Here is a 21317-nt window from a genome sequence, read left to right as displayed (position 1 = left end):
GATAGGGTATGTCCCTTTTTATTTTTCTCAAATACAGATTTTTGAATGGAATATCAGATGATGAGACAAACTATTTTTGAAAAAAGAAAAAGACAAACGCCAAAAATAACGTTTGTCTTCGTTCTGAGAGGATCTAAAGTCCTCTTATCCTTCTAGCCTACTCTCTGCATCTGTCACCACTTGAGCAAGACTGGTTTGGCTCAGCTCCTGCTCCATGGCTAGCTGAATCTTTTGTAATTTCTCATCTAAAACCCCATGGATGTTAGCTCCTACTGGACAGGCTGGATTGGGATTGTCATGAAAACTAAAGAGTTGACCTGTCTTTCCAAGGCATTCGACCGCTTGGTAAACATCTAATAGACTGATATCCTCTAAGTCTTTGATAATCTCTGCCCCTCCAGTTCCACGCGCAACTGAGATCAACTCTGCCTTTTTCAGTTGGGACAAGGTTTTACGGATAATAACTGGATTGACTCCAACACTACTAGCTAGAAAATCGCTAGTCACCTTGCTTTCCTTCCCTTTTAGGGCAATAATAATCAACATGTGAGTTGCAATGGTAAATCGACTTGAAATTTGCATCCTCTTCTCCTTTTTTCGTCAGATTAGTTCTTTCTTTTCTTAAGTTTATTATATCTCTTCTAGTTGTAATGTCAAGAGTTACCACTAAGCCAGTCATCCAATTCAACATCATGTCCTTGACTCTGAGCGATTTCGTGCAACAAGTACTGATTGTGGGTATGGTGAATCCCATTAACTAAGCTTTCATAATAAACTTGGTAGTAGGGTAAATTTAAGTCTTTGGCTAGCTGTAATTCTGCCTCAATATCATAATCAACCCGACGAAAATCAGCATCTTTCAAGCCTTTTTCATCAAATTCTAAGATCATGTACTGGGCCCGCAAGTCCTTGCGTAAATTCTCAGATAAAAAGAAGGGTTGCCCAATGGAACCTGGATTCAGGATGAGCTGGCCACCACTACCATAACGAAGAAACTGCTGATGGATATGACCATAAATGGCAATATCGCAGTCCGGATTGGTGACAAGACGGTCAAAGTCCTCTTGCTTTCCAAGATGAATCAGCTCTCGCCCCCAATTTTTATCAGGCAAGTGGTGGCTAATCCCTAGCTTCAAATCTCCAAACTGGCGGTGCACTTGCAAGGGATAGTTCTGCAGTGCCTCAATCTCCTCGATGCTGAGTTCTTCCATAATATACTGACACTGGCGTAAGAGATAACGATGACTGGGTCTACTTTCATCTAACTGACGATGGCAGGCGCGCCATAAGCTCTCCTCCCAATTCCCTAAAACTCTATGGGTGATTGGTAAAGTGTCCAAAATCTGGAGAATATTTTTTCGTCCTGTTCCAGGCATGAGGATATCTCCTAAGAGCCAATACTCATCAACCTCTGACTTCTGGGCATCTGCCAGAACAGCTTCTAAGGCTGTTGTATTGCCATGTACATCCGATAATACTGCGATTTTTGTCATATCTCTTCCTCTTAGCTTTTCTAGTTTTATTATAACAAACTCCAAGTCAAAGTCAAAAAGCATCTATATTCCTATCGTTTTTTACTTTACTTTTTTAGTGAAAAGGAATACAATGAAGGTAATAAGAATGAGGAGGTTTTTGCTATGACACAACGTTATGAAAACATCATGGTAGCGGTTGACGGTTCCAAGGAAGCTGACTTGGCTTTCATCAAAGGGGTTCATTCAGCACTACGTAACCAAGCAAAACTAACTATTGCCCATGTTATTGACACACGTGCTCTTCAAAGCATCTCAACATTTGATGCCGAAGTTTACGAAGAATTGCAAGTAGAGGCCAACGATTTGATGGCTGAATACGAAAAGCGTGCAAAAGATGCTGGGCTCACAGACATTAAAGTTGTTATTGAGATGGGAAATCCTAAAACTCTCTTAGCTAAAACAATTCCAGATAAAGAAAAGGTTGATTTGATTTTAGTTGGGGCAACAGGACTCAATGCCTTTGAGCGTCTGCTAGTTGGTTCTTCATCAGAATATATCCTACGCCATACCAGCGTTGACCTTCTCGTCGTTAGAGATAAGGATAAAACTTTGTAATAAAAACAGAAATGAGGTTGGGATTTTTCTCCTAACCTCATTTTTTTATATAATAGATTGAATTAAGGTGTGAACAAAGAGATTGGGAAATCCAACTTAATTTCTAGAAGTTTTTTTAGAATCCGTAGTGTACTATTCTAGATTCAACCAACTATAAATTGTTGATGTCGTAGTTGGAGCTAGGAAATAAAAACATCATTCCCGGCTTCCTTTCCTACCGCCTATTTCTTATCGGCTCTTTCCTTGTGGCGTTCATAGGCCTTTATCTGACGCTCAATTTCCTTTTTAATGGCTGGTTCTGGAGCATATCTCTCCTCCCAGTCATCTGGTTTTAGGATTTTGTGAGTAACTGGATCAAAATGAGCTTTTCCATCGGGAAACATTTTACCCATATTGGCTTGATGGACAATATCAAAAATCCTTTCTGGATCCACTCCCATCAAAACAAAGCTACCATAGGTGAAATACAAGGTATCAATTAAGGCATCTACTTGCCCTATCAAATCTTGTTGAGCAGGTGTCTTCTTGACTACTTTCTCTGCTGCTTGATCCAATGCTTGGTGTAACTGTCCAACTGCCCGTTCGAAGTCTTCTTCAGAAGAGCTAGCAGCTCGAACAAACTCGACCAGTTCTTCTATCTTAAATCCCGCTCTATGGGTGGCACCTTCTAAATCCCAAGCCTTTGGTTCTTCCTGAGTTCGTTCATCCATCATGTGGTGGAAGGTCTTGACCTTATTGAAATGATAGTCACGGCTGACAAAGACTTTCTCTGAAGCCAAAACACCAAAGTGTTCCAAGGCCTTGTGAATCCCATCTTGCTGGTTGCTGGTTGTGATATGCTTCGCCACTTCCTTGACACTGCTACTACCATTGCCCATAGCAACTGACATCCCAACACCCGCCAACATTTCTAGGTCATTATCCGAATCACCAAAGGCCATGACTTGATTGAGATCAAAACCATACTCTTTTCCGACTCGGCGAATGCCTTCTAACTTGGAATTTCCTTGGTTGATGACATCGGCTGCAAAAGGATTACTACGAGTTAATTTCAAGTCTTTAAAATCAGCTGCTGCTTTCTCAGATTCTTCTGGCGTCATTAGCATCAAAACTTGATAAATGGGCTGATTCATCAACTGAAGCAAGTCTTCTTCCTTCTGAGGAACGACCTTACTCACCATTCGATTAAAGGAATGACTAACTGTACGAGTCAACATAGAGGGGACAAAATGACTCACTCTTTGTGAAAAAGAACCTAGGCCAAAAGACATAATTTTTGAACCCAGCATGGCATCCTTGGTCCCCAAAGCAATTTCCTTGCCCTCTTTTTTAGCATAGGCAATCAACTGCCGTAAATGAGATTTGGAAAGAGAACTTGTAAACAAGACTCTGTCTTTATTAAAGATATATTGGCCGTTATAGGTTATGGCAAAATCCAGATCTAAATCTTCCATTAAATCCTTAACAAAAAAAGGTCCTCGTCCTGTCGCTACTCCAACAAGCACTCCCTGTTCCTTCACAATCTTAATCGCGTCCTTAGTGGATTTCAAAACACTCTTGCGATCGTTGACTAGTGTTCCATCGATATCAAAAAAAACAGCTTTGACTTCCATCCTACCTCATTCTCCCCTTTTGTGATACAATGATTATACCACATTTCAGAAAGAGTGAGTAAATCATGCTTAAGAAAATCCTTGTTTTACATACGGGTGGTACTATTTCCATGCAAGCCGATGACTCTGGCGCTGTTGTAACTAGCCAAGAAAACCCTATGAATCATGTATCCAATCCACTTGAGGGAGTTGAAGTCCACGCCCTCGACTTTTTTAATCTGCCAAGTCCCCATATTAAACCAAAGCATATGCTGGCCCTCTATCAAAAAATTAAAGAGGAGGCTGATCATTATGACGGTTTCGTGATTACACATGGGACAGATACCTTGGAGGAAACTGCCTATTTCCTTGATACTATGGAGGTTCCTCACAAAACGATCGTACTAACTGGTGCCATGCGTAGTTCCAACGAACTTGGAAGCGATGGTGTCTACAATTATCTCAGTGCCCTACGCGTAGCGAGTGACGATAAGGCTGCTGACAAGGGTGTCTTGGTCGTGATGAATGACGAGATTCATGCTGCTAAGTATGTGACCAAGACGCACACGACAAATGTTAGCACCTTTCAAACGCCGACCCACGGCCCTCTTGGGCTCATCATGAAACACGAGATTCTCTACTTCAAAACAGCTGAACCCCGTGTTCGTTTTGACCTTGATAAGATTCAAGGCTTGGTCCCTATTATCCCTGTCTATGCTGGTATGACAGAAGAACTACTTGATTTGCTTCCTGTCGACCAACTGGATGGACTTATTATTCAAGCCTTTGGTGCTGGAAATGTTCCCAAGGAAACAGCACAAAAATTGAACGCCCTTATCCAAGAAGGACTTCCAATCGCCTTAGTCTCTCGTTGTTTTAACGGGATTGCCGAACCTGTTTATGCCTATGAAGGTGGTGGCGTTTGCCTGCAAAATGCTGGTGTCTTCTTTGTCAAAGAGTTAAACGCTCAAAAGGCTCGTCTCAAACTCCTCATTGCTATCAATGCTGGCCTCACAGGAGAGGAATTACGAGCCTATATGGAAGGATAATACTCTTCGAAAATCTCTTCAAACCTCGTCAACGTCGCCTTGCCGTAGGTATGGTTACTGACTTCGTCAGTTTCATCTACAACCTCAAAGCAGTGCTTTGAGCAACCTGCGGCTAGTTTCCTAGTTTGCTCTTTGATTTTCATTGAGTATAAAAAAGTCGGTGAGATAGAAATTACTAGATCAAGTCTTGTTTTCTAGTCACCCCCGCAAGACTTCTACCATCAACTTGATGCTTGAACTATTGGCTAAAAAGTTTTTACTACTAAAAAGCGAGGTCGGGATTTTTATCCCGACCTCTTCTTGTTAATCTTTACGAGTTGAATGACGTTCTACCAAACCATGTGGCAAAAGAACTTCACGCTCTTCTAACTCTTCCTTATGCATAATCTTCGTCAACATACGCATACTAATAGCACCAAGGTCATACAAAGGTTGCGCAATGGTGGTTAGGTTTGGACGAGTGTAACGCGCGATTTGCGAATCATCACTGGTGATGATTTCAAAGTCTTCTGGTACAGAAACTCCCTTGTCAGCAAGTCCGTTCAACACACCTGCTGCTAGTTCATCTCCTGTTACAATCGCTGCGGTTGCTTTAGAAGAAATCAAACGTTCTGCCAAGGCATAGCCATCATCATAACGGTATTTTGATTCGAAAACAAGACCTTCACTGTAGTTAATTCCCGCTTCTTTCAAAGCATCTTTGTAACCAGATAAGCGAATCTTGCCATTAATATCATCCACTAATGGTCCACTAACGAAGGCAATTTTTTTATTTCGTTTCAAGAGATGCCGGACTGCATCAACCGTAGCATGTTTATAGTCAATATTGACACTTGGAAGTTGGTGCTCCACATCCACTGTTCCTGCAAGAACCACAGGTGTGCGTGAGCGTGAAAACTCTGAGCGAATCTTCTCAGTTAAATGATAACCCATGAAGATAACGCCATCCACCTGTTTAGAAAAGAGAGTATTGACCACAGATACTTCCTTTTCATCATCCTCATCACTGTTAGCAAGGACGATGTTGTATTTGTACATCTCCGCGATATCGTCAATCCCTTTAGCAAGGGCAGAGAAATAAGTATTTGTGATATCTGGAATGACGACTCCAACTGTTGTCGTTTTCTTGCTTGCTAGACCACGTGCTACTGCATTAGGACGATAATCTAGACGTTCAATAACCTCTAAGACTTTCTTTCGAGTATTTTCTTTAACATTTTTATTGCCATTGACAACACGGCTGACAGTCGCCATTGACACTCCCGCTTCTCGGGCAACGTCATAAATTGTTACTGTATCATCTGTGTTCATTCCGTTTCCTTTCTACTTTGAAAATTTTGTTTTCATGATTCCACTGTTCTCATTTTACCACTAATTGTAAGCATTTTCAAGCGTTTGATGAAGATTCGTTGAAAAAATTTCAAAATCATTCTCATATTTTTAAAGGTAGTTGACTTTTCTTGATTTTTCTAGCAGTTTGCAGTATGATAATAAAAAAATCAATTAGGAGATAGGGATGGCTTTTACAGATTCTCATAGACGATGTGCCAGTTTCGGTGTGGTGACCAATTTACCCGACGATGTTATCGATTCAATCTGGTTTATAATCGATCATTTTTTAAAGCATGTTTTTGAGCTAGAAGATGAATTGGAATTTCGACTTTTGAATCATGAAGGCTCCATCACTTTTCGTTTTTCTAGTCAACATCTACCAACTACGATTGACTTCGACTTCAATCATCCCTTTGACCCACTCTATCCACCTAAAGTTCTGGTCATGGATATGGATGGGAAGGAAACCATTCTCCTACCAGAAGAAAATGACCTATTTTAAAAACTCTAGTCTCCTCTATCTACTTAGGAAACTAGAGTTTTCTTATTTTTTCAATCCTTGGTACAAGTGGCGAATCGGTTGTTTCAGTATTGGATGAATAAAATGCGGAGCTATTTCCTGTAAAGACTCTAAAACAAAGAGGCGCTCAGCAATATAAGGATGGGGCAAGATGAGGTCGTCTGTATAGATGATCTGGTCCTCTACAAAGAGCAAATCTAGGTCAATCAAGCGAGGTCCCCAATGCACCTCTCTGACCCGTCCCATCTCTGATTCAATCTCTAACAAGGTTTCTAACAAGATTGGAGTTGGCAACCAGGTTTCCACCTCAACCACTTGATTAGCAAAGCTATCCTGCTCCACTCCACCCCAAGGCTCCGTCGCTAAGACACTGGACTCTTTGAGAATATGGATGCCACGAGCTCGCAGTTTGTCAATAGCTTGCTCCAAGTTCGCTTGCTTATCCCCCATATTGCTTCCTAAAGCGATAAAGGCACGCTTTTTGCGACGGTGGATGGTTACTGAACAAGTATCAAGGGGCAGATGCACGGGTGCCCAAGGTTTTTTTAGTTCCAGCTCAATCTCTTGAACGAGAGGGTAGGTCTCAAAAGTACGCTCTACTAGTTTGTAGGCTACTGTTTCAATCAAATCCTCACTCGTTTCCTGAAACCATGTCGTCCATTGCTGGCAAAGTTCTCCGTAATGGACAGAAGCAGTTAAATCCAAGTCTGTCGCAGCCTTGGTCATATCATAGGATAGGGTGGCTGAAACGACAAACTTCTGCCCCAGTTCCTTCTCACTAGGAAAGAGTCCATGAAAGGCGAAAATTTCTAGGTCTTTAATTCGCAGTTGATCCATAACTAGTCCTTTCTAGAAAAATCCGCTTGACGCGGATTTTTTATAGTCCCATCAGACGATAAGCCTGATCCCGAAGATCCTTATCTGTCTCAAATAGACCACGAGCTACTGTAGTCAAGGTCGCAGTTCCTGGTTTTCGAACACCACGCATACTCATACACATATGTTCTGCTTCAATGACAACAAAAGCTCCCTTAGCACCCAAATACTCCATCAAGGCATCAGCAACTTCGATATTCAAACGCTCTTGAATCTGTGGCTTTTTAGAGTAAACTTCCACCGTACGAGCTAGCTTAGACAAGCCTGCTACACGCCCATCTGGGATATAGGCAATGTGAGCTCGACCATAAAATGGTAAGAAGTGATGTTCACACATGGTATGGAAAAAGATATCCTTTTCCACTACCATATTGTCATCGATAATCTCAAAGGACTTTGACAGGTGCTCTTCAGCAGTTTGCCCAAGACCTGAAAAAATCTCTTGGTACATACGAGCGACACGGGCTGGTGTTTCCTGCAAGCCTTCGCGATTTGCATCCTCACCAACTGCCTCGATAATCATTTTTACAGCTTCTTCAATCTTTTGTGTATCCATTCTAATTTTTCCTCTCCATTAGGTAGGCTCTCACTTGGGCTAAAAAGTATAATGAACCCGTGATAATCCTAACTGTTTTTTTCTCTTCATTTTCTGATAATTTTTGGTCTAGAAATTTTTGCCAATCTTGGTAGTTGAGATTTCTAGAATCAGACATCTCTTTCAAGACTTTTTCATCCGTCGCCCGACTATCCTCAAAATGAGTTAGCGTAATCTTATTATCGGGCAAGGTTTCTAGCAAGTCCAACATTTCCTCCAAGGCCTTGGTTTTGATACAAGTAAAGAGGATTTCCTTCTGATAGTCCGTAAAGCGTTCTTTCAAGGTAGCCAACAAGGCCTTGATGGCATGAGGATTGTGGGCCCCATCTAAAATCATCAAAGGTTCTCTAGAAACAACTTCCAAGCGTCCAGGCCAGCTTGTTTCTTCTAAAGCTTGAGCCACTAAAGCATTATCTGGCAATTCTCGACCAGTCGCTTGGCAATAGCTATCTAACAAGGCCAGCGCCATCCCAGCATTCTCAATCTGGTGCAAACCAAGCAATCCTGTTTGGAAACGACCTTGTCTAATAGAACTTGTATAGTCAAATGCCTCTCCAGTGACAATACTCTCATGATGGCTTACCTGATAATCTCTTCCATAAAAAATTCTAGCAGCCTGTTTTTCCTCTGCTATCTGGTCGATAACCACTAAGGCTTCTGGGACAATATTTCCTGTTACCAGGGGAACTCCTTGTTTGATAATTCCAGCTTTCTGCTCCGCGATAGCTTCCAAACTATCCCCTAGTAAAGCTACGTGATCCAGGCCAATGGTCGTAATACCTGTTAAGATAGGCTGACAAACATTGGTACTATCCAAAAGTCCGCCCATACCTACTTCCATAATAGCCACATCGACTTGCTCTGAGGCAAAGTAATCATAGGCTATAGCAGTGATAATCTCGAATTCTGTCGTTCCTTGTAAGGCTTGAGCATGCTCCCCTTCAAGTAATGAGCGATATTCCGACATTAAGACTTCTAGTTTAGCTTCTGGGATAGATTCCCCATTAATGGCAATCTGGTCTGTATAATGAATCAGATAGGGAGAGCTAAAGACACCAACTCTTAGTCCCATCTTTTCCAACATATTTTTCAAAAAAGCTATGGTAGATCCCTTACCATTGGTTCCACCGATGTGGATAACCTTGAGCTTAAGATGGGGATTGCCACGTAAGGCTAACAATTCCACCATCCTCTCCAAGCCGAAATGCGGTTGATCTGTCCGATAGTTTGCTATCCACTGATTGGTTTCGTTTTTATTCATCTTACTTATATTGTTTCAAATCTAAATTTTCCGCATGATCTGCCAGACGGATAGCAGACGCAATTTCGACTGCCATCTTGTGGCTGGCTACATCGTGCACGCGCACCACTTCCACACCTTGTCTAGCAGCGATACTAGTCACATGAGCCGAAGCCGTATCACGATTGCGGAAACCGACTTCTGTATCAGGACTGACTTCAAAGCCACTTTCTTCAAGGATATTGATAACAAAGCGCTTGCGAGAGACTCCTAGAAAGATTGGATAACCCATTTCGTGCAGTCTATCGATATCACGTAGGAGGAGCAAGTTTTCCTTCTTGGTCAAGCCAAAGCCAATCCCTGGATCTAGCATGATCTTGTCTTTCGAAATCCCTGCTTTCTCTGCTCTTGATAGAGCACGATCCAAGAAAGCTGCCATCAACTCTTCTACCGATAGTTGTTCGAAGTCAACTAAGTCTTCCTTGGTAAAAGGCTCTCCAAAGCCAAAATGAGGGAAGATAAGCGAACTAGGATGCTGTGGGCGTGCCATGACCGGATTAAACATGATGACTACTTGAGCTCTAGCCTTGGCAACTACCTCCGCCATCTTCTCATCACCCATGAGACCAGTAATGTCATTGACTATATTGGCACCAACCTGTAAAGCTGCTTCTGCAACCTGACTTTTCCATGTGTCGACCGAAATCAGAACATCACTTTCTTGACGGATAGCCTTAATGACTGGAACAATACGTTGAATTTCCTCTTCAATCTCAACATAGCTACTTCCAGGTCGAGTGGATTCTCCACCGACATCTAAGATAGTGGCTCCTTCAGCTATCAATTTTCGAGCCTGTTTCAAGGCTTCCTCAATAGCAAAAAATTGACCCCCATCAGAAAAAGAATCTGGGGTGACATTGATAATACCGCAAATAGCTGTTTTTGTAAGATTCCCTCTTTTTTCCACATTCATCACTCAAATTTCATTTAAATTGGTATTCCTCTATTTTACTGTTTTTTTTGGATTCTGTCCAATTATCCCTCACTACTCTCAAACTGTAAAAGGGCGCAAAAAAGAGAGTGGGATAGAAATCGGTAATTCGTTAGAATTCGATTTCGTCGTCCCACCTCCGCACAGTTGAGTAGGGCTGTAAAAGCTGATGAATTCAGCGTAGTAGAGCCCACTCAACCACTGCGTCTTGCTCGACAATCCAAAGACAATTGAGAGGCTAGGACTTTTGTCCCAGCCTCTTTTTATATTCTTATTTTTCAGTCAAAGCTGCAAGTCCTGGAAGAACTTTACCTTCAAGAAGCTCCATTGAAGCGCCTCCGCCAGTAGAAATCCATGAGAACTTGTCTGCACGACCAAGGTTGATAGCTGCGGCAGCTGAGTCACCACCACCGATGATTGATTTAACGCCTGGTTGTTTAACGATAGCGTCCATCACACCGATTGTACCAGCTTGGAAGTCAGGGTTTTCAAATACACCCATAGGACCATTCCATACAACTGTTTTAGCACCAGTCAAAGCTTCGTCAAATTTAGCGATAGATTTAGGACCGATATCCAAACCAAGGAATCCTGGGTCAACTGCTTCACCTTCAGTGTCTTTCACTTCAGTGTAGTCAGCAAATGCGTTCGCTTCTTTTGAGTCCACTGGCAAGATCAATTTGCCGTTTGCTTTTTCAAGAAGAGCTTTAGCAACATCCAATTTGTCTTCTTCCACAAGTGAGTTACCGATTTCGATACCTTGTGCTTTGTAGAATGTGTAAGTCATCCCACCACCGATAAGAACTTTATCAGCTTTTTCAAGCAAGTTTTCGATAACACCGATCTTGTCTGAAACTTTTGAACCACCAAGGATAGCCACGAATGGACGTTCTGGAGCTTCAACTGCTTCTTGGATGTAGGCAATTTCGTTTTCAAGAAGGAAACCAGCAACAGCTTTTTCAACGTTTGCTGAGATACCAACGTTAGATGCGTGTGCACGGTGAGCTGTACCGAATGCATCGTTTACGAAGATACCATCTCCAAGTGATGCCCAGTATTTACCAAGTTCAGGATCGTTTTTAGATTCTTTCTTACCGTCAACATCTTCAAAACGAGTGTTTTCAACCAAAAGAACTTGTCCATCTTCAAGAGCGTTGATAGCTGCTTCCAATTCAGCACCACGAGTTACACCTGGAAGAAAAGTAACTTCTTGACCCAATTTAGCAGCCAAGTCAGCAGCTACAGGAGCAAGTGATTTACCAGCTTTGTCTGCTTCTTCTTTTACACGTCCAAGGTGAGAGAAAAGAATCGCACGTCCACCTTGTTCAAGGATGTACTTGATAGTTGGAAGAGCTGCAGTGATACGGTTGTCATTAGTAATCACGCCATCTTTTACAGGAACGTTGAAGTCAACACGAACGAGAACTTTTTTCCCTTTCAACTCAACGTCTTTAACAGTCAATTTTGCCATTTGGAAAGACTCCTTAATTTTTTTTACGTGTTAATTATATCACAAAATCAATAAAAGAGATAGCAAAACCTTAAACTTTTATCCTGAAACAACTCGCTCTAGTAAATTAGACTTACTCTTTACTCTCTGAGGAAATCCCTCACTGTTTTTATCTTCATCTATGGTATGTTACTCATTTATAGAGAAAGAGCTACTGTCTGGAGTTGTGTCTTTATTTTTTGAACTAACTTTTCAGAAACCGTTCAATTTTTAAAAATCTATTTTGAAAGTTTTGCATTGCGATAGAAAAACTCTCAGAAATATCAGCATCGCATGTCTAAGAGTTGAATCACTTTTGTTCAGTTTAATTTCAAATTAAAGACTTATCCGCATCTCTAATTAAACCTATCCTGATACTTCATATTAAACAACCATTGAAGATTGACCACGGGTTTAGATTGTACATCAAGAATGGGTTTAAGGGTCTCTCTAATTTCTCCTTTTATCTTTTTTTCATCAATTGTTGCAGTATCAATTTTTTTATAATCTTTGTCGAGAGCCCACTCAAGCTCAAAATTTTTATTAAACTTATAGGACACATCGTTTTTATCACTGTAACTATAACCTCCAACAGACTCTCCAAAACTTGTAGGATAACCACTTGAATCGATAGAATTTTCGATAAAATTCGCTCCATTATCATAGCGAATACCTTCAATTTTCGGAGTATAAATCTCCCCCATGTTTTCAATCAACATGACTAAGTCGGGTTCTGTTTCTTCCTTATGAGGCATCCGTTGCGCATAATAAACTGAGTTAGATAGCAAATTAATCGTAGTAACAGCATACATACTCGCTCCTATAAATACTACTAAGCCAAGGCTCACTACTACAATGATTACAGCAATGACTACTTTTAACAATTTCATCTTCTTTTTCCTTTCTTATTCCCAAACCAATTCTTGATGAGAGTTACTAGAAATAACTCTATAAACAGACACAACCAAAAAAATTAAAAGCAGAACATGCAAACATTTCATTACAAGGTTTCTTATGGAGTAATAAAAATCTTAACACAAACATTCTAAGAATGCAAAAAGGCAGGAGCCAAAAATGATGGTCCTTGCCTTTTAAACTATTGTTGTTTCAAACTTTCGAATATATTATCCAATTTTGAATTCATCTATCATAAACATGTTTGTCCTATCAGACGGTCAATTAAGAAGTTTAAGTTAATCTTCTTTTTTCTTTTGAGCGAGTAGTCCAAAGCCACCAAGAACTCCAACCAAGCCTAAAGCAAGGAGATTTGCATCTACTTCTTCACCCGTACTTGGAAGTTGTTTTCCTTCAGGTTTTGAAACTTCCTGCTTAGCTGCTTGTGCTACTGGAGCAGGGGCAAGAGGTTTGTCATCTTGGACATCAACTTTTGACCCAATCTCAACAATCTCAGTTACACTTTCTTTGACAAGTTCTGTCCCCTTCAGACTGCGGTTTCCTTCTGCATCAACTTCTACAAGATTTCTACGAAGCCCTTCAACTCCGGCCTGAACAATTCGACGTTCTCCTGCTTGAAGGCTAGGATTTACTCGTTCTTCATGGCCGTATGCAACTTTTTCTTCTTCAATCACCAATGCTGGATTGCTAATTGTCAAATCTTTGACTCCATCTAGTGGCTGAACACGGCTTTCTACCTTCGTACCAACCTCAGTAATCTCTGCCACTGCTTCCTTGACTACCTCTGTCTGAAGAAGTGTGCGACTGCCTTTAGCATCTACCTCAATCAAGTGACGGATTTTCCCAGCCTCACCTGCTTGAACCAGACGGCGTTCACCTAGTAAAAGCTCTCCTGTCGGACGCTCTTGGTGTTTGAAGGCTACGGCTTCTTCTTTCACTTCCAATTCTAGTTTTTCGAGAACAAGATTTCCAGAACCGTCCAATGGTTGAACACGGCTTTCTACCTTAGTACCAACCTCAGTAATCTCTGCCACTGCTTCCTTGACTACTTCTGTCTTAAGAAGAGTACGGTTGCCTTTGGCATCCACTTCGATCAAATGACGGATTTGTCCTTCTGCACCAGCCTGAACGACTCGACGTTCACCCAACAAGAGGTCTCCTGACGGACGTTCTTGACTCTCGAAGGCTTGAGTTTCTGTCTCAACCACTAATTCAGGTAGTGCTTCAACTGTTGGGGCAGTTTCGCCTTCTTCTAAGCTACCTACATGATGGCTTTCTTTAACAAGGAGTTTTTTATTGAGTTCTTCCTTGAGGTTGGCAAATGCTTCTGGAGTTGGATTTGTTGAGCCAATAAGAGTTTCTGCTTGAGCGATGATTGGATCGTCTGCATTTTTCTCACGAACTTTTCCTAGAAGAGTTTCAAGCTCTTCCTTAGCTGTTTGATAAACCTGTACACCATTCAAGTCAGCACCTGCTTGTTTCAAGTCGTTCAAGGCTTGGTTGACTGCTTCTTGACTAGCGTCGTGGTTTTCTAGGACAGCTTTTGCTGCTTCAATCTTCTCAACGAGAGCTGCTTGTTTTTCAGCATCCGCAAATGTATAAGCTGTCGTTCCTTTGCGTCCTTGAGCAGATGTGATTTCTTGTTTCAGATATTCGTCGTTGACAGCTGCTTTAGGTGATACTAGAACATCAAATTCGACAGTTTGTCCTTGATAGTGCAATTGGAGTTTTTGACGGCCTGTTTTTTGAGCATCATAGCCTGTAATTTCGACTCCTTGGTCTGTAAAGCTATGTTCTGTCTCAGTTTCATCATCATACAAGACCTTGAAGCGTCCCTCTGATAAGTCAAGAGCATCGCCTACCAAGTAATCAATTTTCGGTTGTTTGCTAATATACAAGGCTGCGACTTCTTTTGGACCAGCTTCTTCACCAGTCACTTGAACCTTGAAGCTTCCTGCAACTGGAAGACCAAGATAAGTTACTGTTAACTCTTGTTCACCATGATGGTGAGCATCATAGCCGTTAACAACTACACCTGCATGACTGAGGTTGATGACTTCATCTGCTTCTTCACCCTCATATTTGACACGGAGAAGACCACCTTTAAGATTCAATTCCTCACCAACTTGATAACTTGCCTTTTTAGGTGCTACTTCTAGGCTGACAGCCTTAATCTTTCTCTCATCCTGAGGAATAGTCACAGCAAGAGTATTACTGATTTCTTTACCTGGCAATTGTGTACGATAGTAAAGAAGGCTCGGACGTTTTTCAAAGCTCAATGGATCTGTCGCCAAATCTCCTCCAACTGCTGTATTTAAGGTAGCGATTGGAGTTTGTGAATCTGCCTTGTCATAAACTGTGATGGTAGCTCCAGCAGGAACTTCTGAGAAGCCAAGCTGAATCTTATTGTCCGTTAGGACACGCGCTGCAACTTTAGCCATTGGAATATTTTGGCTCTCCGTATCAAGAGTTTCATACATCTTCCAGTTATAGATACGAATGGCTTTCCATGGTGTTCCATTGTCAGATGTAATAACGTGCAAACGCCATTCTTGCGCCGTAATTGGGCTATCAAGGGTAATGTCTGAAACGTGAGCTCTATTGCCACGAACAGCCTTGGCTAGTTTCCATTCTCCAGCTTCATCCTTGTAGTAGAGGTCGAAGTCTTTGGTATTCATCAAACCATCGTTGACAGATTCTCCACCAGCACCAGCGTGGTCCATGACCCATCTAACGACACGGCGTGGTTGTGTCAAACGGATATCTACGCTACCACTCAACTGAGCAGAAGACCATTTGTCAGATAGGCTGGTGATCGTACCATTCAACATACCTTCGATGCCTTCGCCGCCTTCTGTGTCTGGGAAGGTACTTCCGATAACAGTTGCTCCTGGAACGATATTTTCTGCTAATGGTCTTGGAAGACTTGTGTCTTGGACAGTCATCCCCCAGTCAAAGTTTGTTGTTGCTGCTTCAGAACGAAGGCCATTCTTACCAACTGCGACAACCTTCAACTCTTGACTAGTACCAGTTGCACTAGCTGAACGGCTAACTTTTGGTAGGTAGATAGTAGTGGCAGATGAGCCTGTCAATAGGCGCCAAGCATCGCCATCCTTCTCATAAACTTCATAGAAATCAGCATCTTTATTTCCAGTAAATTGGACAATAGCTTCTGCTTCTTGGGCATTTTTCAGAGATTGCTTAGCTACTTTTAGAGCTGTTGGTGCTTGAGGAGCCTCTTGATTATCTGTTACAGTCAACTCACCCAAGTTAAATTGATAATCCTTAAGGGCAGCAGTATTTTCAAAAGTAAGCTTGATGCCATAAATTGTCTTACCTGCCAAGGCACTCAAGTCAAATTCATCTTTTGTCCAATCGTCAGATAGAGTCAGTTCTTTACGAGCATTCTCTCCACCATAAGTATAGTTTTTCTGAGTCGCAAACTCTACATAAACCTTGCTTCCCTTACCACCCTTATGGGCAACCCGAAGTTTTGTTTTATCTGTTACTTCCAGTTTTGTAGAGTAGAGACGAACATCTTGATTGGTATTTTCAGCTAAATCACCCGCAAACTTAAGTGAGTTACCACCATTGTAAGCATCTTCAAAGTCATAGTCAGCTTGAAGTTTAGCACCTGATGAAGTTTGCCACCAGCGCCATGTAGGCAAGATACCTGATACAGAACGATAGTTCCATTCAGAATCCTTAGAAACTTTACCGTCCACAAACCATTTCTTACCATGTCCGGTGTTAAAGGATGTTGTAAAAGTACGTCCCACTGCTGGGGTGCGGTCAGCCACTAGGTTAGCAATACCGTACCAGTCCTTGTCTTCTGGTTTTTGTCCAGTTGGATCTCCTTGGTAGCCTGTGAAGAAGATATTTTCATTCTTGTGATAGTCTTCTCCTGTCTTCCCAAGACTAGTGATAGTATCAGGGGCAAAGAGACCTAGTGATAAGCGAAGTTTGCCATTTTCATCAAAAAGGGCATCCCATTTCACTTTTGTCTTGTAAGAACCACCTTGTTGCAATTCCAAACCTGCAAAAACATCATACTGACTGCGTCCTAGCCATTTCGCCATTGTTACAGAGTAATCATTTTTCTCTTTAGTCCAGTTAAAGTTGGCAAAGAAGTGATCTGCAGGAACCTTGTCCCCTTCTTTTTGCATGAATGGATAGTTGTATTCACCAAGTCCATCTTCGTGATAACGACCATATTCATAGGTCATGGCATCGTACCAAGAATACTTGACAGGATGGTTGACTTTAGCAGCATATTCCTTGGTATAAAGCATGAAGTCACGCATTTTCTTACCAAGAGGTGTTACGATATCACCTGTTGTTTCTTGGTTGATAAAGTAGCCGTCAAATCCATAATATTTGGCCAAATCAACCAACTTGCGAGCGATAGGGAATGTTCCGTCTTCGTCTTGTTGAAGGGCTGCAGCAAATTTTTCTTGGTCTGCAATGCTATTTGACCAGTTAAAGAATAAGGTACCCAATACAGGGACACCATTACGGTGACCAGCATCAATCACGTCCGGAGTTGGGACGAGCCCTTCCCAAAAGACCATGGAATTCAGGTACTGCCAGTAGTCAAAAGCGTAGGCTTTAAACTCTTCACCACCTACAGAAGCATGGTCTTTAGCCTTAGAGTTAGTGTTAGCAAGAGCTTCAACCTTAGCGTCCTTATTAGCTTTTTCGTTAACCACATATCCACGATAGCGCTTGGCTAGTTCTACTGAAGAGCGGTTAATAGCATCGTCTTCGCGAGCACCTGGTTCCCATTTCAACAAATCTTCCCATGTGTCAAACTTAATTTCTTTTGGTCGAAGACTTTTTTCTTCTTTCTTAGGAACGTCAGCGACAGTAGCTTTTTCTTCCAGCTTATTTTCTGTAGTTGCAGGCGTTTCTTCAGCCTTAGGCGTTTCAGCAACTGGATTAGTTGCTTCCTTATCAACTGCAGTCAATTGATCCAAGGTTGGCTTTTCTTCTGAAACAGGCTGCTCGCTTGTCTTGTCTTCCCTTGCTTCTAGCTCTTTCAATACTTCTGGTGCTGGTGTAGTTGCTTCTGCTGGAGTAGTGGTTGACGGTTGCTCCGAAGCTACTGCTGTTGTCCCCGTAGCATTTTCAGCAATAACTGCTTCTTCAGCTAAGACTGGTCCTGCAAATAGGATTGAACCAATCATCAAAGAGCAGGCACCCACTGACAATTTTCGAATACTATAGCGACAACGTTTTTCAAAAAATGGATTCTTCATTTTTTCTCCTTTTACTCTTAGAAAAGTAAGCGCTTTATTTTTGTTTTAAAAAAGTAGCTGCCCTAATAAAGATAATAGAACAGTTCATTACCATTTTACGCTATTTAAATGAAGAGTCAACATGAGTCCCAAAAGAACTATATAGAAGTGAAGAATTAATATAAATTAGACAATCATTGACCATTTTTTGAATAAAATCAACATTTTCTCAAAAAAAGAGCATTTACTACTTGTTAGATTTACTTTTATCCTTTAAAATAGAATGGGAGAGATTCCGCGATTATTTTTCGGAGGAAAAAGAAAATGTCCATTAATTGGCAGGAAATTATTTTTCACTTTTTAGGTGGTCTGGGACTATTTTTATATAGTATCAAGACCATGGGAGACGGTTTGCAACAAGCTGCTGGAGACCGCCTTCGATATTACATTGACAAGTACACAAGTAATCCCTTCTTAGGGGTCTTAGTGGGAATTGTCGTCACTGCCCTAATCCAGTCAAGTACAGGTGTAACGGTTATTACGGTTGGACTAGTCAGTGCTAGTCTCCTCACCCTTAGACAGGCCATCGGGATTATCATGGGAGCCAATATTGGAACGACCGTAACGTCCTTCATCATCGGTTTCAAACTTGGCGAGTATGCCCTACCCTTGATTTTCCTTGGAACCATGTGCTTATTCTTTACAAAAAACCGTACTGCAAATAATATTGGACGTATCCTTTTTGGTGTGGGTGGTATCTTCTATGCCCTCAACCTCATTAGTGCTGGGATGAGCCCTCTTAAAGACTTGCCTCAGTTTAAGGAATACATGGTTACCTTGGGTCAAAATCCTATCTTGGGAGTTGTGGCTGGTGCAGTCATTACAGTTCTGATTCAGGCATCTTCTGCAACCATCGGGATCCTACAAGGTCTTTATGCAGGTGGATTCCTCGACCTCAAAGGGGCACTACCAGTCCTATTCGGAGATAATATTGGTACAACCTTAACAGTTATCATCGCAGCAGCCGGAGCAAACATCTCTGCTAAACGAGTTGCAGCAACACACGTTACCTTTAACGTTTTAGGAACCATCCTCTGCTTAATCTTGTTAGGCCCATTCACTTCGATGATCGAGTACTTCCAGGCACTACTTCACCTCTCACCTGAGATGACGATTGCCTTCTCACACGGTGCCTTTAACGTAAGTAACACCATTGTACAATTCCCATTCATCGGTGCTTTGGCTTACTTTGTTACTAAGCTAATCCCTGGTGAAGACGAAGTTGTTAAATACGAACCTCTTTACCTGGATGAACAACTCATCAAGCAAGCTCCTTCTATCGCCCTAGGAAATGCCAAGAAAGAACTCTTGCACCTAGGAAACTATGCTGTTAAAGCATTCGATCTTTCTTACGACTACATTATCAATTCTAATGAAAAAGTCGCAGAAAAAGGACACAAGACCGAAGAAGCTATCAACACAATCGACGAGAAATTAACACGTTACCTCATTAGTCTATCTAGTGAAGCATTGAGCCAAAAAGAGAGTGAAGTCTTAACCAACATCCTTGACTCTTCTCGAGACTTGGAACGTATCGGTGACCACGCTGAAGCTTTGATTAATCTTAACGACTACTTGCAACGCAAGAATGTTCAATTCTCTAACTCAGCCCTAGAAGAGTTGGAAGAGATTTACCGTCAAACAAGCTATTTCGTTAAAGATGCTCTTGAAAGTGTTGAAAATAATGACCTTGAAAAAGCTCAAGCTCTTATTGAACGCCATGAAGCCATCAACAAGATGGAACGTGTCCTTCGTAAGACTCACATCAAGCGCCTAAACAATGGTGAATGTTCTACCCAAGCAGGTGTCAACTTTATCGATATCATTTCACACTATACTCGTGTGTCAGACCACGCTATGAACCTTGCTGAAAAGGTTTTGGCTGAACAAATTTAATATAAAAAAATGCTTTGATTCTTTCGAATCAAAGCATTTTAAATAGCTCTCCAATCATAATGGAAGAGGCAGCTGCACCCTTGTACCTTGCTTCTTCCTTTTGGATAAAACTGGCCAGATTGACTAACTCTGGCGCAGGTGTTCTAGGATTCTTGAGAAGTTCAAGTGTGACTAGCCCTGAAAGTCGAACTGCAAGCAAGCGCTCATTGGTGCTGGGCAACTGCTTAGCAGTTTCTAGGAGTGCAACCACTAAATCTTCACTCAAGTTTTGACGGGCATGATTGTAAAGGTCCCGTATCAAGGTTTCTAGGTTTGATTCTTCCATACCTATCACCTCCATCTTTTTAGTTTAATAATTTTTGATCAAATCTACTGTAGAACGATCCAATTTTTTAACCAAGGCTTGTAGAAAAGCTTGGGCTTCAAGGAAATCGTCCATAGCATAAAGTGTTTGGTGAGAATGGATATAACGAGCGCAGACACCGATTGTAGTAGAAGGTACACCAGCATTTTTCAGATGAGCTGCACCTGCGTCAGTTCCACCTTTTCCGCAGTAGTATTGGTACTTGATTCCAGCTTCTTCAGCAGTTGTCAAAAGGAAATCCTTCATTCCTGGGAGAAGCAAGTGACCTGGATCATAGAAACGAATCAAGGTTCCATCACCAATCTTACCTTGGCCACCATAAACATCACCAGCTGGTGAACAGTCAACTGCAAGAAATACTTCTGGATCAAATTTTGTTGTAGAGGCATGGGCACCACGAAGTCCAACTTCTTCTTGGACGTTAGCTCCAAGGTAAAGTTCATTTCCTAGTTTTTGGCCTGACAAGTTTTCAGCCAACTCGCTAACCATGAGCACACCATAACGGTTATCCCATGCTTTTGAGATGATATTTTTTTCATTGGCAGTGAGGATTGCGCTACTATCTGGAACAATTGTATCTCCAGGACGGATACCAAAACTTTCAGCCTCAGCCTTATCCGCAAAACCACCGTCAAAAACGATATCTGAAATAGCTGGCATAGTTGGTCCACCTGTGCTACGAGTCAAATGTGGAGGAACTGAACCTGAAATTACTGGAATCTCACGGCCTTCACGTGTAAAGAGTTTAAAGCGTTGGCTGCTAACAACCATAGGGTTCCAACCACCAATGCTGACTACTCGGAAGGTACCGTCTGCTTTGATTTCACTAACCATGAAACCAACTTCATCCATGTGAGAGGCTACCAAAACACGAGGTGCATTTTCAACTTCTGAGTGTTTAACCCCAAAAATACCACCCAAGCCATCAGTCACAACTTCATCCACGTGAGGTGTTAATTTTTCACGAAGATAAGCGCGAACAGGTGCTTCATGACCTGAGATAGCGGAAAGTTCTGTTACTTCTTTGATTTTAGAAAATAATGTTGTCATTTCTATCCCTTCTTTCTTTCA

17 protein-coding genes are annotated in these 21317 nt (G+C 41.7%); 4 read left to right on the top strand and 13 right to left on the bottom strand.

Going from position 1 to position 21317, the window contains the following annotated elements; genetic code table 11:
- Positions 1 to 144: 144 nt before the first annotated feature.
- Together GEZ89_RS02910 and GEZ89_RS02905 are read right to left on the bottom strand one after the other, a co-directional pair.
- On the bottom strand, positions 145 to 582 hold the full coding sequence (locus GEZ89_RS02910; RefSeq protein WP_153224898.1) for an Rrf2 family transcriptional regulator: 438 nt from the start codon (positions 580 to 582) through the stop codon (positions 145 to 147).
- Positions 583 to 653: 71 nt separating this feature from the next.
- Positions 654 to 1493: a metallophosphoesterase family protein gene (locus GEZ89_RS02905; protein ID WP_153224897.1), complete on the bottom strand. Its 840-nt coding sequence runs from the start codon at positions 1491 to 1493 to the stop codon at positions 654 to 656.
- Positions 1494 to 1637: 144 nt separating this feature from the next.
- Here GEZ89_RS02905 and GEZ89_RS02900 point away from each other — a divergent pair, with 144 nt between their 5' ends.
- Positions 1638 to 2090: a universal stress protein gene (locus GEZ89_RS02900; RefSeq protein WP_000194258.1), complete on the top strand. Its 453-nt coding sequence runs from the start codon at positions 1638 to 1640 to the stop codon at positions 2088 to 2090.
- Positions 2091 to 2311: 221 nt separating this feature from the next.
- Here GEZ89_RS02900 and GEZ89_RS02895 read toward each other — a convergent pair whose 3' ends face one another.
- Positions 2312 to 3703 (bottom strand): Cof-type HAD-IIB family hydrolase, encoded by a 1392-nt coding sequence (locus GEZ89_RS02895; protein ID WP_153224896.1) that lies wholly within the window; start codon positions 3701 to 3703, stop codon positions 2312 to 2314.
- Positions 3704 to 3768: 65 nt separating this feature from the next.
- Here GEZ89_RS02895 and GEZ89_RS02890 point away from each other — a divergent pair, with 65 nt between their 5' ends.
- Positions 3769 to 4731 carry an asparaginase gene (locus GEZ89_RS02890; RefSeq protein WP_153224895.1) on the top strand — a complete coding sequence of 321 codons (963 nt, stop codon included), beginning with the start codon at positions 3769 to 3771 and terminating at the stop codon, positions 4729 to 4731.
- 303 nt (positions 4732 to 5034) lie between these two features.
- Here the strand turns inward: GEZ89_RS02890 and ccpA are convergent, their stop codons facing one another.
- Positions 5035 to 6042 carry a catabolite control protein A gene (ccpA, locus tag GEZ89_RS02885; RefSeq protein WP_153224894.1) on the bottom strand — a complete coding sequence of 336 codons (1008 nt, stop codon included), beginning with the start codon at positions 6040 to 6042 and terminating at the stop codon, positions 5035 to 5037.
- A gap of 205 nt (positions 6043 to 6247) precedes the next feature.
- Here ccpA and GEZ89_RS02880 point away from each other — a divergent pair, with 205 nt between their 5' ends.
- A complete protein-coding gene (locus GEZ89_RS02880) occupies positions 6248 to 6565 on the top strand; it encodes a DUF960 domain-containing protein (protein ID WP_153224893.1) in 318 nt (105 codons plus the stop codon).
- 42 nt (positions 6566 to 6607) lie between these two features.
- On the opposite strand, the gene folK is transcribed toward GEZ89_RS02880, so the two are convergent.
- From folK to GEZ89_RS02840, 7 genes are all read right to left on the bottom strand, one after another.
- A complete protein-coding gene (gene folK / locus GEZ89_RS02875; RefSeq protein WP_153224892.1) occupies positions 6608 to 7420 on the bottom strand; it encodes a 2-amino-4-hydroxy-6-hydroxymethyldihydropteridine diphosphokinase in 813 nt (270 codons plus the stop codon).
- 40 nt (positions 7421 to 7460) lie between these two features.
- Positions 7461 to 8015: a GTP cyclohydrolase I FolE gene (folE, locus tag GEZ89_RS02870; RefSeq protein ID WP_000380927.1), complete on the bottom strand. Its 555-nt coding sequence runs from the start codon at positions 8013 to 8015 to the stop codon at positions 7461 to 7463.
- Position 8016: 1 nt separating this feature from the next.
- Entirely contained in the window at positions 8017 to 9315 is a 1299-nt protein-coding gene (locus tag GEZ89_RS02865; RefSeq protein WP_153224891.1) for a bifunctional folylpolyglutamate synthase/dihydrofolate synthase, read from the bottom strand.
- Between the two features lies 1 nt (position 9316).
- A complete protein-coding gene (folP, locus tag GEZ89_RS02860) occupies positions 9317 to 10267 on the bottom strand; it encodes a dihydropteroate synthase (RefSeq protein ID WP_153224890.1) in 951 nt (316 codons plus the stop codon).
- Between the two features lie 289 nt (positions 10268 to 10556).
- Entirely contained in the window at positions 10557 to 11756 is a 1200-nt protein-coding gene (locus GEZ89_RS02850) for a phosphoglycerate kinase (RefSeq protein WP_001096781.1), read from the bottom strand.
- Positions 11757 to 12130: 374 nt separating this feature from the next.
- Complete coding sequence (locus GEZ89_RS02845) at positions 12131 to 12664, bottom strand: hypothetical protein (RefSeq protein WP_153224889.1); 534 nt, start codon at positions 12662 to 12664, stop codon at positions 12131 to 12133.
- Positions 12665 to 12967: 303 nt separating this feature from the next.
- The gene (locus GEZ89_RS02840) at positions 12968 to 17947 is read right to left on the bottom strand and encodes an endo-beta-N-acetylglucosaminidase (RefSeq protein WP_153224888.1); all 4980 of its coding nucleotides are present in this window, start codon (positions 17945 to 17947) and stop codon (positions 12968 to 12970) included.
- A 303-nt stretch (positions 17948 to 18250) separates the two neighbouring features.
- On the opposite strand from GEZ89_RS02840, the gene GEZ89_RS02835 reads away from it, so the two are divergent.
- Positions 18251 to 19882 (top strand): Na/Pi cotransporter family protein, encoded by a 1632-nt coding sequence (locus tag GEZ89_RS02835; protein WP_153224886.1) that lies wholly within the window; start codon positions 18251 to 18253, stop codon positions 19880 to 19882.
- Positions 19883 to 19910: 28 nt separating this feature from the next.
- On the opposite strand, the gene GEZ89_RS02830 is transcribed toward GEZ89_RS02835, so the two are convergent.
- Positions 19911 to 20207: a bacteriocin immunity protein gene (locus tag GEZ89_RS02830; protein ID WP_075231972.1), complete on the bottom strand. Its 297-nt coding sequence runs from the start codon at positions 20205 to 20207 to the stop codon at positions 19911 to 19913.
- A 24-nt stretch (positions 20208 to 20231) separates the two neighbouring features.
- Positions 20232 to 21296, bottom strand: a complete 1065-nt coding sequence (gene pepA / locus GEZ89_RS02825; RefSeq protein ID WP_153224885.1) for a glutamyl aminopeptidase — start codon at positions 21294 to 21296, stop codon at positions 20232 to 20234.
- Positions 21297 to 21317: the final 21 nt, after the last annotated feature.

The sequence above is a fragment of the Streptococcus mitis genome (assembly GCF_009496285.1).
Classification (GTDB): domain Bacteria; phylum Bacillota; class Bacilli; order Lactobacillales; family Streptococcaceae; genus Streptococcus; species Streptococcus mitis_BP.
The sequence above is the reverse complement of the archived record's forward strand: the minus strand, read 5'-3'. Positions and strand labels throughout refer to the sequence as shown.